Genomic DNA, 13468 nt, shown 5'->3' on the forward strand with positions numbered 1-13468 from the left:
TCAATTTGGTATAAGTGTTTGTAGTTCAAAAGATACCTTGTTGATTATTTTTTAAGATATACTATTCTTTAATTTTGAATGTAGTTGTTTTTCGATAAGAAATGATATCGTTGATTTCAAATGCTTTTTTAGGATAGGCAAAGTTTTTTTTAATTTTGAAATAGGGAGAAGGGTAATATATTTTTTGACACAATTTATCACAGGATCCTAACGCTATTTTTATTGAATTATCTTGGTTGATATCTTTTGTTTTAAATTTTGTCTGATCATAGGCCGGCTTTATTATTCCCATCCATTTTCCATTGATTTTATAGACAGGGTCATAGATGTATTTTTTATGGACAAGATCACCGTTTTTATTTTTAAAAATATATAGAATTACATAGTCATATTGTTCAAAACCAGGACGACCATAATGATCATAGGCATTGAACTCAATGATATCTTTCGGAAGCTGATTCATCAGATTTTTCATCACAGAATATTTGCAGTGAAATGCATTGTCCATCACATAAGATTTATGTATAACAACTAATGTATCTCCTGTTTCCGGATCTACTTCTTTTGTCCTTCCTGTTTCCTGTTGCGTGTTTGGACCAAATTCTTTAACACTAATTTTTTTGCCAATGAAAATATATAAATTTTCACATTCTGTTTCTCTCATTTCCTGAGAAAAACAGAATGTTGATAAAATAATAAAAAATGGAAAAAAAATCTTTGTAAACATAGAGCGAGTTATTTTATGCGGATTTTATCATCTTTTTCTAATAAACAAAATCTTAGATAATCCGATTACCCAGCAGTGTGGAAACTTAAAAAATATATAAAAGATTAAATCCGTTTACAATTTAAGAGGTTCAAAAGGAATTTTATTTTCAAAGACTAATTTATTTTTAAATTTTTCAGCATAGGTATGCGCAAATTTTTCTTTTTCACTTTTTGGGAGACTGAAATACCGATCCATTCTTTTTTCTTTTTCATCATCTTCTTCGTCTTCGTTTCCAGGTCGTTCTACAATTTCCAAATAGTGAACATAATGCCCAAATTCATGAGGCAATGTTCTATAGAGTTGTGTGTTTCTCACCAATTCAGGCTTGAATTCAGAGATGAAGTTTCTTTTGGTTTCGGTAAAAATATGTCCATCAGTTTTTAATCTTTCAAATTCCTGCTGATCTTCAATACTTTGTTTTTTAGGCCAGGATAACTGTCTTTCCAGATCAATGGCATCTAAAATAATAGCCGGATAATATTCATCTTCAAATTCGTAACTATAGATGAGTCTTCCCCAGACAGGTGAAAGAATTTCTTCTTTTCTTTTCGGCTGTCTGAGAATGATAAATCTTAGTTCACCATAATCTTCGGAGGGAATCTGTTCAATGATTTTCTGAATATCATCAATAGAGCAGGAATGAATAGAATGTTTGCGGGGTTCCTCAACAATAAACAAAAATTCATGGTTGTTGATGATCCGTACTTCTTTTTTATAATGGGTAAGCTGTTCGTAAAATGATTGTAGAGTTCCGTAAGGTGAAGAAATCTTTAGCTTGTTGTTCTGGCCGTAACCTTGGATTTCGGTTCCGATGTTTTTATTTCTCCTAGTAGGGTTGTACATTTTAATAGTTATTTCGTCAGTAAAAATTATCTTATTTTGAGATGCTTAATTCCAACACCATTCTTTTTTTATTTTATCAGCTATTTCATCAGCTTTTTCTTTTGTAATCCAGTCTACAATTCTTTTCTCTCCGTTTCTGTCTGCCAGTACAACAGAATAGGTAGCTCCTGTCCATGAAAAATGATAACGAACTCCGAATTTATACTTTTCTATTCTCTGATCTATTGTCTGAATATCCTTAATTTCCTGTTTCAGGAAGGTGTTGGGAGCTTTAAATAATTTATTTTTATGTATTACAGTTATAGAATCCGTTTCAATCTTGAGAATGGTTTTTCCAAAGGTATTCCACAGCCAAAGATATAGGAACAGAATAAAAAAAGCTACAAAAGGAGCTACTGTGAAGATATAACTCAATGCGGAAAGTAAATAGGTTTTTTCAGCAGATGTCAAAGGAATTATAACTAAAATAATAAAAAGGAGTATAACTAATGCAAGGCTTGTGATAAGGGTCATCAACCAATTGGTTCTGTTTTTTATTTCAATGGTATCAGGCATTTTTAAATGTTTTTTGTTATTTAACATTCAGCGTGATGGTCTTTATTCGATGAGAAAAGTATTTTTATATTCTGTCCAGTTTCTGTACCCCAACCTTCCGCTTAGCTCTATAAATTCTTTTTCAAGTTCAAAAATTTTTATTTTTTCTTTCCCTTTTTGAAAAGTTATCCATGAAGAATTACAGTCATATTCCCAATATATCTTTGCCTCATTCTGCAATAGGGTAGCCTCACAGGAAATTACATCTTTCAGTTCCGGTTTTTGTGAACAACTGCATTGCTGGCTATAAAAGGACGAAGAAAATAATAAAATGAGTATTAACAGATATTTCACGATCGTTACAGTTTCTCAAAATATTTTCCTTTAAACTGATAACGGATCTTTTTAGCAGTAACCTTAGAATCTGCCTGAATTACAGGAATACTGATGATTTTATTTTTAGGATCATATTCAATCCCGTAATCTCTGCCTTCATAATTTCTGTTGGCTGAAGCGGTAAGATCTACTTCATATCCCAGTTGGTTTTTTATTCCGCTTAGTGTTTTGATGAGCTGGGCTTTGTCATTCAGTTTCCCATTGTCAATAGAAAAAATTTTGATGTTGTGATAGCTCATTCCGGAACTTAGTATAGCTTTGTTTTGAGTAAGATAATATTTTTTGCTTTCCGAAATAACATCATTGATCTGATAACAATAAGATCCCGGATCTCCTTCACCCTGGTTTTCTCCAGCCTTCGAATATACTTTTTGATCAGACTTATACTGAAATATATTTTTAAAGAAATGCATAGTTCCGCCGGTCCAGGTATCCCAGGAATAGATCCGGAATTTACCATCTTCTGAGGTTGCAATGATCAATCCGTTTTTTTTAAGAAATTTGAAATCATTGGTTATAGTCTGAGGATGAGAAGAAGTGTATCGAACTAATAATTTTTCAAATTTTGTGTTGGCAGCAGCCAAAGAATCATAAGAATTTTTAAAATCTCTGCCTTCAGAAGACCAATAATTAATTTTTTGAAAGGCTTCATTCAGTTGTTTTTCAATGGCCGTTATATTTTGTCCAAACCCTAAATGGATCGTGCATAAACAGATGAAACCAAGTATTTTTTTTGCATTCATGATAATAAATTTTGTGGGTTATGAAAATAATAGATTTTTTTAAACTTCAATATAATTTCAGTGTTTCAAAAAAAGGGTTAAAAAAACGAACCTCAGTTGCTATTTTTTACATTTTAACTGAAATACATTTCCTTCAGGATCTGTCCCGTCACACAACCAGAAATCATAGTTCTCAAAAGTTTTGACTTCCCTCATATGTACGTTTTTTGACAACAGTTCATTTCTTGCAGTCTCAATATCTGTGTCTGCTTCAAAAACAAGTTTGGTATTGTTGTCAAACTGATGCCCTCTTTCAATTTTTTCCAGGTACTGATCTCCGATTTTATGAAGTCCGATATTAACAGTTCCGGCATTCATCAGAACCCAAATAGAGTCCTCTTTAAGAACTTTGAAATTAAAATTTTCAACATAAAAATTTCTAAGCAGACTGGTATTTTGTACATACAGGATGACAGATTCTAATTTTATATTCATGGTTAGGGAGATGTTGTATTTGAAATTAAAAATAATACCATAACTGATTGATATGCTGTTTGCTATCCTAAGATTCGTTGACGAGGGAATTATTTCAGTTTTATGGATGATAAATAAGCTGTACTACACCGGATTTAAACACATTGGTTTCCATAAGTTTTAAATTCAATCTTTCCTTCAGATCTTCAAAAAGAGGTTTTCCGTTTCCTAAAGCAACAGGATGTACAGATATTCTGTAAACATCAATCAGGTTATTTTGAATGAACGTTTTAATAAGACTTGCACCACCATACAGCCAAATGTCTTTTCCGCCCTGTTTTTTTATTTCTGAAACTTTTTCCACAAGATCAGAATGAATGAAGGTTGCTTTTTCATCTTCCCTGTTTTGTTTTGAGAAGACATATTTATTTTTTGAATGGATGGTTTTCCAGAATTCCTGTTCTTCCGGAGCTGCATTTTCATCAGGTTGATAATTTCCCCATGCATCGTAGCTTACCCGGCCATAGAAAATGGTGTCGATACCAGAGATAAAGCCATCAAAATCCATGTCATCATCCATAATGCACCAATTGATTTCTCCGTTGGGGCCTTCAATAAATCCGTCTAAAGTTGTTGCTAAATCCAGGATGACTTTTTTCATAATAAATGTGAATGGTAATAAGGTTAATGATCTTTCTAAGAGTAATGAAAGATAAGTATAATTTACTTTTCTGAAAACCTTATCGGGCCACCATTTTTATTGACGTTCCGTAACTCCTATCATCACTCCGAAATCTCCATCCGTCTGTATCCAGTTTTTTTCAGGAAGATATGTTCTGGAAACATAGCCATCAAGATACAGTGCATTTTTGCAGCCCATTTCTTCAAAAAGCTGAGCAAGACTATAGAAGTTTACTTCTTTTTTAGACATAGCAAAAACAATGTCTCCATTGGGCAGAATTCCTACGCCATTTCTGATATTCAGATTTTTAGAATCTTCTTGAAAAATAGGATTTATTTTTCCATCCATCAACAGCATGGGGCCGGATTGGGTAGCGTATTTGATGGATGTATTGTGTTTATATTTTTTTGTTTCGGAAATTACCGGCTCATTGTTTTGAGTTAAATAAAATATTCCGTTAGGCTGAAGGTAGAAGTTTCCTGAGCCCTGTAATGTATCTATAGGTTTTAAAATTTTAAAATTTTCAATATACAGTCCTTTTGGAAGATTATCTGCTTCAAACATTCCGCCATTCATGGCGAAAAGTAATTTTTCATTCCTGGATTCTACATCATTTTTCAGATTTTTGATGCTTTTCAGAATTTTATTTTGACTGTCCTTCCAATATAGTTTTACATTTTGTTTTTTAGGATCAGCCTGATAAATGACAAAGTTGTTTTTGTCCTGTATCTTTTCTTTACAGGAGATGAGGAGGAGGAATAGGAGTGCAAGAAAGTAGTTAGATTTTATAAACATATAAATTTCTGTTGCTATTCGTAATAGGAGAGATGCCCTTATGGACTGATAATCCTTCTTTATAAAATTCTGTACAGTCGGATACTCCCAATGTATCTTTTGGCTTTCTTTGCGCAAAAGAGAGAATACTGACCAATAAAAATAAGAAGATAATAAGGGGTTTCATAGGTTTGTTGGAAATTGCTGATCTAATTATTTTTCAATCGTTTTTAGTCTCCTGCGTAGGATCAAAATAATTATTAAAAATATAAGAATGACGATGATTGAAAAAAAGGCAATCATCTTTAAATTTTTATTTTCACTACGGATATCAGAAAGTTCTTTGAGATGCTTCCCTATCATATTTTCAGATACATTAATATCTTCATCAATAAGATCATCAGTTACTGTTGGTGTATTTGTCTTGAGTGTTTTTAACTGAGTCAGATAATCATTGCTCAGTATTTGCAGTTCTTTTAAATCTTCCGGTGTGACCTGGTCCAGTCTTTTTTGTACCAGGCAATGATCAGAATAGAGGTAACCGGTATCTTTACTGATATAGGCGAATATCAGATATTTTCCTTTTTCGGAAAACAAAACATCACATGAGTGAAGCTGAGAATGGAAAAGAGTGGCATTTTCATTATAGAAATCGTTATAAAAATCCGGTTTATACACCTTGCTGATTTTTACTTTACTCAGTGTGTTTTTAGAGGTTTTATATCCATTGGGAGCTTCTGAAAGATCATAAACCTCACCGATAAAAACAAGAGTAGCAGTGTTGAAAGACTCTTTTATAGTGGGCTCATTAGCACATTTACAGGCAAAAATATGCAGTGGAAGAAAAAAAGTTAACAGGAGAAATTTATATTTCATTACGTTTTGTAAGTTTACTGGGCGTTTTTAAGTTCCATTTGCATATCCAGGACCTTTTGCGGAGTATCTATATGTTTTTCCAGGTCTTTTACTTCCAAACGGTTCGTTCTGCTTTTATACATAAACCCTTTGAAAAGATATTTTTCAACTTCAAGAGGGAATGTATCCGGATTTTTTTCAATAATAGAGCGGGTAATATGGTCAATCATTTCTTTCATATCCCTCAACGAGTCTTGTAGTTGATCTTTCCATTCCTGTAAACCATTCAGAAAACCAACGATTTCCTCCTCTTTAATATAGGCAAGCTTTGCAAGCTGTTTGTCTATTTCCGTGAAGGTCATTGCGTTCCAGTTCTTATTTTTTAACACCGGAATTTGCCATTTTTTCTGCTCTTCAGTCCAGTAATTTTTCTGGGCTTTTACCTGATGAATCTGAAATGACGGAAGTTCAATCGCGGTTAAATAATTTCCATGACAGCTTCCTGTATCTATTCCGTAGGTATTGTTCAGGATTTTGGGATAATCTCCTACTACATGATGGCCGTAGATAATAGGTTTTTCACCTTTATAAAACTCGTTCCAGTAGGTATTTTCGGGATATTTTTTTTCTAAATACCGATCTCCGGAAGTGGTGCCGGATAAAACCTCGTCCTTTTGTTCTTCCAGCTTTTTATCATGTTCAAAAAAAGCATGAATGATGATGGCATCTTCCGTTTCGTAATAATAATTCAGGTTTTTTAGCCAATCAATAAATTCAGCATACCGTTCTCCGAACTGTATTTTTACAATTTCCTGAGCGTAGCTTAAAGTTCCGTTCAGATGTTTTCTTTCATGGTTGCCCATCAGAACCACTGAGTTCGGACGGTTTTTGAAATATTCGTAAACTTCTTTAGATTTATTACCTCTGTCAACGAGATCTCCCAGGGAAATCAACAGGTCTTCGTCTTTTAGATTAATGTTTTTTGTCAGGGTTATGAGTTCATCATAACAACCGTGAATGTCTCCGATTACAAAGGTTCTCATGGTTTTGTTTATTATTTTGCAAATATAATATCAATATATATTCCGGTGGTATTATAGGTTATAATTGTGAGTTGCTTTTTTCTAATATACGAATTACATCAAATTAATATGATCAAATAAAAAATCCGTTCTGTAATATTGAACGGATTTGTTGGTACAGATCTCCAGATATATACTGAAACTGTTATTGTATTTTACTTCTTTTCATATTTTTTAAAAAGAGCATTGTCATACGGTATAAACATGGATAAAGCTTTTGCTTCCCACATTCCTCCTTCGGCAGCCTGATAAAAATCATACGAGTTATCCAGGAAATTCTCTCCATCAGGTGCTTCCTGCCAATCCTGCTTGTCTCTGTTGTATAAAAGGATCATACAGCTTACACAACGGTAATTGTCTTCTTTATTAGGATTTTCATAGCATTTCCCGATTTTTATATTCAGCTTTTGATTGATGATAACATCTGTTAAACGTCTGTCTGTTAATCTAACCAGAGCGATTTGAGCATCCTCATCATCCGGGCCGTTTTTTGCAGGTATTAATTTTTCGAAATGGGCGTTTTCAATCTTTTTTAATTCTTCTGCTTTGGTCTTTCCTGTTAAGAGATCAATATTATATGGGTGAAAATCTGATGGTGTTTCAGCTACTACGGTAACCATATCTCCTGACGGGTTCTCTGTAAGAAGTTTCTGATTGGTTTCATAATTTTTCCAATCTTCGTCATTATAGGTTACATATTGAATAATTTTATAAAATAAGTTTTCTCTTTCATTCACTTTTATAAAATAGCTGGAGATGAGAAATACTACAAGAATTCCAAGGGTGATCCCTATAATCTTAAATGCCTTTTTCATGTTGATGATAAATTATTTTTAATCTTTATTGAGTTTGTAATCTTATCCAGTTCAGGATAAAAAGTAAAATAAATGTTCCTGCTATATAAAACTGTACTTTATTGACCTTTCTTGCTCCAAATTTCCAGACACAGATTCTATCTGCTATGATAATGAGAACAACGGGAATTAACCCTAATAATATATACATTCCTGCCAGTCCATCTGCCGCGGAAACGCTGGTGAAGGCTGTATAAGAAAAAAATAATCCCACAAGAAGAGATAATATCCCTAGGATGAGGAATAAAGTAAGTTTACTGACCATTTTTGATGCTGTTTCCATGATTGGTGCTGATGAATTTTGCGATAAAATTAAGGATTTTGTTAGTAGCCATATCGTATTGCTGCCTCAAGGGTTTCAATATGGATTTCTTTCAGGGCCTTAAATTTTATGCAGTAACCTGTTATACTGGCTTTTCCTATCTTGTCACCAAAGGTTCTTGATAAATAGGTTTTATCATCAATTCCCAGGATATAAACAGATATTCCTGCTGTATTGGCGCTTATTCCGATTCTGTAGAATTCCTTTGTTTTTCCATCTGCATATTGCATGGTACGATGTCCATAACCTATGTTGGGATTGGAAACAATTTTACCATCACTGTTTTTTCCGTCCAGAAACCACAGTTTACAATCAGGTATAAGTTCCAGAATGATGCGGTGAAGTTCCTGTATATCCATACGTTTAGATTCTGGCTGACTGTTGATATATTCTGAAATTTGCTCCTGGATAGTCATATAAAATGGTGATTGATAAAGAGGTAAATATAAGATTATTTAAGCCACTGCAGTTCGATATCCTATAATCTTAAATGCCTGATGATAAATTGTTTTTAATCTTTATTGAGTTTGTAATCTTACCCAGTGCAGGATAAATGTTCCTGCTATATAAAACTGTACTTTATTGACCTTTCTTGCTCCAAATTTCCAGACACAGATTCTGTCTGCAATGATAATGAGAACAACGGGAATTAACCCTAATAATATATACATTCCTGCCAGTCCATCTGCCGCGAAAACACTGGTGAAGGCTGTATAAAAAAAATAGTCCCACAAGAAGAGATAATATCTCTAGGATGAGGAATTAAGTAAGTTTACTGGCCATTTTTGGTGCTGTTTCTATGATCAGTGCTGATGAATTTTGCAATAAAATTAAGAATTTTGTTCGTAGCTATATCGTATTGCTGCCTCAAGGGTTTCAATATTAATGTCTTTCAGTTCTTTAAATTTTATGAATAAACCGGTTATACTGGCTTTTCCTATCTTTTCACCAAAAGTTCTCATTAAGTAGGTTTTATCATGAAGTTCATTGATAGCAATAGTTATTCCGTAGGAGCTGGCATCCATTTCGATCTTAGGATATTCCCGGGGGATGGTGGCCATATCTTCTGTGAAGCGAAGTCCATAGCCTATTCTGGCATGAGAGAAAGTTGGTCTTTCATCATTTTTTTCATCGTCTATAAACATCAGTTTACAATCGGGTATAAGTTCCAGAATGATACGGTGGAGTTCCTGAAGATCTGCTCTTTGGGGTTCAGGATGGCTGTTGATATATTCTGATATTTGTTCCTGTACAGTCATATAAAATGGTGATTGATAAAGAAGTAAATATAAGATTATTTAAGCCATTGCAATTCTATATATTTTGTACAATCGTTTTTCTGATCATTAAAATTATCGAGGAGAATGGCTGAACCTCCTTCTTTTACAAATTCGTTAACTGTCTGGTATATTTTTTTAGCTTCAGCCGGGCCCTGTCCAAGCAGATCAAAAACAATATGATCCGTTTTTGAAAATGCTGCATATAAAGATAATAGCCGTTTAGGATGATTGGGAAGGGTATTGATCCTGGTTTTTTCGGTGATCCCATTGATTTCATAAATTTTTGTGGCATACGGGCTATCTGGGTTGGTAGTCTTTTTTAAAAATTCTCCAACGGTTACCGGATGGAAAAGTCTTCTGAATAAAGGTTCCGTATAATGTTCCACAAATGTCAGATTTTTATGCACCATCACATTTGCATCCTTTATTTTACCGGAAAAAATATCACCAAGAAATGTTTTTGTCTGATGAAAATGGGCTCCGCCATATAAAAACAGAACCATAAATTCTCTACTGTTCAGGCTGAATGGGGGAATATGAAAAGTGTCTGTTTGTATTCCTTTATTTTCGATAAGCATTGGGGGCAGTACGTTATTGAAGACTTTCAGTTATATTTGATGAAATCTTTATTTTAAGGTTTAATTTTTGACAATAGAAAAGTATTAATCCAATAAATTATGAGCGTATAAATAATCAAAAATCAGCTTATCAACTTCAGATATTTTATCTTTATCTGAATAACGAAGCCATTTTACTTCTTCAATTTCAGAATTTGCCTGTAATTCTCCTGAATATTCTCCCGAGTAGCAGGTCATTTTTACAAGAACACCTTCATCGTGGCTGTGAGCCTGTGCTTCAAAAGTTCCTACATAATTAAGGGTTTCGGGATCCATTGTAACACTTAATTCTTCACTTATTTCGCGAATCAGTGCCTGTTCATCTGTTTCTCCGGCTTCTCTTTTTCCTCCGGGAATATAATATTTGTCTTTTCCGTAGCTTTTTGTTGACAGGATGGCTTTGTCTTTTAATTCTATCCAAGCAAGCTTATCAATGATTTTGTTGGTCATTATAGTTTTGTTTTTATTATCTACAGAATTATTTTATAAATGTAAGGGTATTTTTTATTTCCTCAACAAAATCCTGTCTGTGTAGATATTCAGGTTCTCCAAAATAGCAGATGAAATTCAATTGGCGGGCAATTTCAGAGATTGTTTTTTCAGTTCCTTTTATTTCTCCTTCGGTCCAGTTGTTCCATGCTAATAAAAGATGTTCTTCATCTTTACTGAATTGATAAAAATCAAAATCAATCCCTTTATCAATGAGTCTATGATCATACTCAATATCCATATGCCAATGATCTGTTTTTAAAAGGCTGATGATGGAGTAGAAAGTATCGGTTTCTATATTTGTTGCAATTTTTGTTTCCATTTAATAGTCTCCTGATATAAGGATATTGGTTTCTATATCTGTATTGTGTGGAATCATAATAGACACACCATATTTATTCTGAACAAATTTTAAATTGTTTCCATTTAAGAAAGGTTCAATTTTTTTTCTGCATTGTTCTTCAGCCCGGAAATCAGTTGTTGGCCTGTATTGACAAAAGCGTCCAAATAGGCGTACTGTATGTCAAATAATTTGTCTTTGATTTTAAACATCAGTCTTGATTATTTGTTTCCCTTTTTCAAAATGGCTGTAATCACATCCGAAATTTCAAATAGCTTCCCGTTATAATTATTTCCCAATAAAATAATGGTGAAATTATCATTGAGGTCAGATACTAAAAGGGCTTCATAATTTCCGGCTCTTCCATCATGAGAGTGCTCCACTAATTTTTTGTTTTTAAATTTGGCTTCTCCCAAAGAGGATTGGGTATCCGGCAAATTAAATTGTTGTCCCAATTCAAACAACGAATTTTCATTGATTAGCTTCTTCGAATGAAGGCAATTCACAAATTTTAGCAAATCAGTTGTCGTTAAGAAAGTTCCGCCAACCAAGAAATCAGGTTTATCTTCTATTGATTTATTATTAAATCCTTTTGCCACCAATTTTTTATCAACAATAGGTGTGATCTCAGACGAATTCATTTTACAGGGCTTGAAAATATTTTGACTCACATAATTTTTGTAAGTCATTCCGGTAATTTTTTCAACAATAAACTGTCTTAGAAAAACATTGTTCATGTTGTAATCATATTGAGTTCCCGGAATAAAATCAAGTTTGTCGATTAATTTTAAATCATCGAAAACATCCTGATTACTTTTAATTTTTTTCCAATTGACATTGGGAAGTCCACTTGTGTATTGTAATAGATCTTTTATAGTTACTTCATGAGCCCACTGAGGCAATTCCGGAATATATTGGGAAACATGATCCTCAATTTTCAATTTACCTTGTTCTTGTAATTGCAATAAGGCGACACCACTAAATTCTTTGGTAATAGAGCCAATATTAAATCTGTAATCTGGGGTAAGTTTTTCCGTTTTTGCAGCATCAGCAAAGCCGAAAGCAGCATTGTAGATTATTTTATTATTTTTCGATACTAAAACAGTACCGTTAAAAACTCCGGATTGATTGACCGACTTCATCAAAGAGTCTATTTGTGCTATTTTTTTAGTCTGGGCAAATACAGAATTGGTCAACAGTAAGAAAGCTGTGAAAAATAAGGAGATCTTTTTGGGATAGAGCATATTTGTTTTTTGAGGTATTTGGTTTTGTTTTGTAAAAGTTGGTGTTTTATCTGAATGCATCAAGAACGTCAATAAATTTTTTTAGTGCAGGTTTATTAATTCTTTTGTCAGAGCAATTTTCATAATAATATCTTGGTGCATAATAATGATATGAACTCTGTCTATCATTCTGAATTAACGTAAGTTTAAACTCATTTTGATCTGAGATCCTACACATCGGAGGAGAATCCTTTAATTCAGGGATTCTAATCCTGAAATCTTCCTGTTTATATTTTAAAAGTTCAGATAAAAGTTCAGAATTGATAAGGGTGATTATTTTATCTTTTAAGGCTGGAGCAGGTTCAATTTTTTTTACAGTTCTCTTTAATTGATCATTCTTTACATAAGTGTGTGGCCGTTCTTCCTGATAAATGTTCAATTCTCCATTTTTCTTTATAAAATAATAGTAAATAAAGTCATAAGCAGACCAGCCTCCATTAATTTCATAGATCAGGCAAATTTCATTCTGATTTAAACGTTGGGGAAGATCTGAGACAGACCCTTTAATTTCATTTCTAAGATCAAGATTCGGAACCTGTGCATATCCAATGAAGCTAAAGCTGATAAGTATAATAAATAATATTTTTTTCATTTTTTATTTCTGATAAATGATGATGGGGATATTGGTTTTTAATTCCCATGAGTTTGCTGAGTTGTTCTTTTTATTAAAAAGTAATCTTTCATCGATTTTAGAAATGAATTTTTCCCAGCCATGCATGGAGTCATTGATGATTATTTTTCCGAATACGGTTTCCATTAATAATTCTGTGTGAATATTTTCTAAAACAGAAGTTTTCTGAACGGTTATTCTAAGAATTTCATACCATTCAATCATGGTTATGAAATCATTGTTCCAAATATAGAATCCGGTTTCTGTATATTCAAAGATTCCATCATCTTCCGATGTCTTGAGGAGAACTTTATGATGACGTTTGTTTTTATCCGGATTTTTATCAGCATTCTTCACTATCAAGGCAAACAATGAACAGCCCAAAAAGTAGAAACATAACCATATGAATATGTTTTTCTCTATCTTAAAAATAAGTATTGTAAAAATAATGAGCAGAACAGCATTTCCCAGAATTAATTTTTGAGTCAGATTCATATTTTCGCTAAGCTTTTCAGCAGTTTTAAACTTTTAACAATGTACAA

At 33.0% G+C, this 13468-nt stretch carries 21 protein-coding genes; all 21 read right to left on the bottom strand.

The window, feature by feature from the left end; all coding sequences use genetic code 11:
* Positions 1-61: 61 nt before the first annotated feature.
* The 21 genes from DRF65_RS08345 to DRF65_RS08450 all read right to left on the bottom strand — a co-directional run bounded on the left by DRF65_RS08345 (position 62) and on the right by DRF65_RS08450 (position 13421).
* Positions 62-727, bottom strand: a complete 666-nt coding sequence (locus DRF65_RS08345) for a hypothetical protein (protein WP_123947294.1) — start codon at positions 725-727, stop codon at positions 62-64.
* 114 nt (positions 728-841) lie between these two features.
* Entirely contained in the window at positions 842-1612 is a 771-nt protein-coding gene (locus tag DRF65_RS08350; RefSeq protein WP_115970311.1) for a hypothetical protein, read from the bottom strand.
* A 45-nt stretch (positions 1613-1657) separates the two neighbouring features.
* Positions 1658-2167, bottom strand: coding sequence for a hypothetical protein (locus DRF65_RS08355; RefSeq protein WP_123947295.1), 510 nt, complete (start codon positions 2165-2167; stop codon positions 1658-1660).
* A gap of 42 nt (positions 2168-2209) precedes the next feature.
* The gene (locus tag DRF65_RS08360; protein ID WP_115970313.1) at positions 2210-2500 is read right to left on the bottom strand and encodes a hypothetical protein; all 291 of its coding nucleotides are present in this window, start codon (positions 2498-2500) and stop codon (positions 2210-2212) included.
* A gap of 5 nt (positions 2501-2505) precedes the next feature.
* Positions 2506-3285: a hypothetical protein gene (locus DRF65_RS08365; protein WP_115970314.1), complete on the bottom strand. Its 780-nt coding sequence runs from the start codon at positions 3283-3285 to the stop codon at positions 2506-2508.
* 99 nt (positions 3286-3384) lie between these two features.
* Positions 3385-3759 carry a VOC family protein gene (locus tag DRF65_RS08370; protein WP_115970315.1) on the bottom strand — a complete coding sequence of 125 codons (375 nt, stop codon included), beginning with the start codon at positions 3757-3759 and terminating at the stop codon, positions 3385-3387.
* 100 nt (positions 3760-3859) lie between these two features.
* Positions 3860-4399 carry a dihydrofolate reductase family protein gene (locus DRF65_RS08375; protein WP_115970316.1) on the bottom strand — a complete coding sequence of 180 codons (540 nt, stop codon included), beginning with the start codon at positions 4397-4399 and terminating at the stop codon, positions 3860-3862.
* A 96-nt stretch (positions 4400-4495) separates the two neighbouring features.
* A complete protein-coding gene (locus tag DRF65_RS08380; protein WP_115970317.1) occupies positions 4496-5215 on the bottom strand; it encodes a phosphodiester glycosidase family protein in 720 nt (239 codons plus the stop codon).
* A gap of 192 nt (positions 5216-5407) precedes the next feature.
* Complete coding sequence (locus tag DRF65_RS08390; protein ID WP_115970319.1) at positions 5408-6070, bottom strand: hypothetical protein; 663 nt, start codon at positions 6068-6070, stop codon at positions 5408-5410.
* 14 nt (positions 6071-6084) lie between these two features.
* A complete protein-coding gene (locus DRF65_RS08395) occupies positions 6085-7092 on the bottom strand; it encodes a metallophosphoesterase (protein WP_115970320.1) in 1008 nt (335 codons plus the stop codon).
* Positions 7093-7286: 194 nt separating this feature from the next.
* A complete protein-coding gene (locus DRF65_RS08400; protein WP_115970321.1) occupies positions 7287-7946 on the bottom strand; it encodes a hypothetical protein in 660 nt (219 codons plus the stop codon).
* Between the two features lie 25 nt (positions 7947-7971).
* A complete protein-coding gene (locus DRF65_RS08405) occupies positions 7972-8268 on the bottom strand; it encodes a hypothetical protein (RefSeq protein ID WP_115970322.1) in 297 nt (98 codons plus the stop codon).
* A 41-nt stretch (positions 8269-8309) separates the two neighbouring features.
* A complete protein-coding gene (locus tag DRF65_RS08410; protein WP_115970323.1) occupies positions 8310-8723 on the bottom strand; it encodes a DUF1801 domain-containing protein in 414 nt (137 codons plus the stop codon).
* A gap of 102 nt (positions 8724-8825) precedes the next feature.
* Positions 8826-9041 carry a hypothetical protein gene (locus DRF65_RS08415; protein ID WP_115970324.1) on the bottom strand — a complete coding sequence of 72 codons (216 nt, stop codon included), beginning with the start codon at positions 9039-9041 and terminating at the stop codon, positions 8826-8828.
* Between the two features lie 96 nt (positions 9042-9137).
* Positions 9138-9566 carry a DUF1801 domain-containing protein gene (locus tag DRF65_RS08420; protein ID WP_115970325.1) on the bottom strand — a complete coding sequence of 143 codons (429 nt, stop codon included), beginning with the start codon at positions 9564-9566 and terminating at the stop codon, positions 9138-9140.
* A 35-nt stretch (positions 9567-9601) separates the two neighbouring features.
* Positions 9602-10165 carry a hypothetical protein gene (locus tag DRF65_RS08425; protein WP_115970326.1) on the bottom strand — a complete coding sequence of 188 codons (564 nt, stop codon included), beginning with the start codon at positions 10163-10165 and terminating at the stop codon, positions 9602-9604.
* Positions 10166-10249: 84 nt separating this feature from the next.
* Positions 10250-10654 carry an NUDIX hydrolase gene (locus DRF65_RS08430; RefSeq protein WP_115970327.1) on the bottom strand — a complete coding sequence of 135 codons (405 nt, stop codon included), beginning with the start codon at positions 10652-10654 and terminating at the stop codon, positions 10250-10252.
* A 28-nt stretch (positions 10655-10682) separates the two neighbouring features.
* Complete coding sequence (locus tag DRF65_RS08435) at positions 10683-11015, bottom strand: hypothetical protein (RefSeq protein WP_115970328.1); 333 nt, start codon at positions 11013-11015, stop codon at positions 10683-10685.
* Positions 11016-11254: 239 nt separating this feature from the next.
* Positions 11255-12277 (bottom strand): serine hydrolase domain-containing protein, encoded by a 1023-nt coding sequence (locus DRF65_RS08440; protein ID WP_115970429.1) that lies wholly within the window; start codon positions 12275-12277, stop codon positions 11255-11257.
* A 46-nt stretch (positions 12278-12323) separates the two neighbouring features.
* Positions 12324-12908: a hypothetical protein gene (locus DRF65_RS08445; protein WP_115970329.1), complete on the bottom strand. Its 585-nt coding sequence runs from the start codon at positions 12906-12908 to the stop codon at positions 12324-12326.
* 3 nt (positions 12909-12911) lie between these two features.
* Positions 12912-13421 (bottom strand): hypothetical protein, encoded by a 510-nt coding sequence (locus DRF65_RS08450; protein ID WP_115970330.1) that lies wholly within the window; start codon positions 13419-13421, stop codon positions 12912-12914.
* Between the last annotated feature and the right edge of the window lie 47 nt (positions 13422-13468).

This window comes from Chryseobacterium pennae, assembly GCF_003385515.1.
GTDB classification, from domain to species: Bacteria; Bacteroidota; Bacteroidia; order Flavobacteriales; family Weeksellaceae; genus Chryseobacterium; species Chryseobacterium pennae.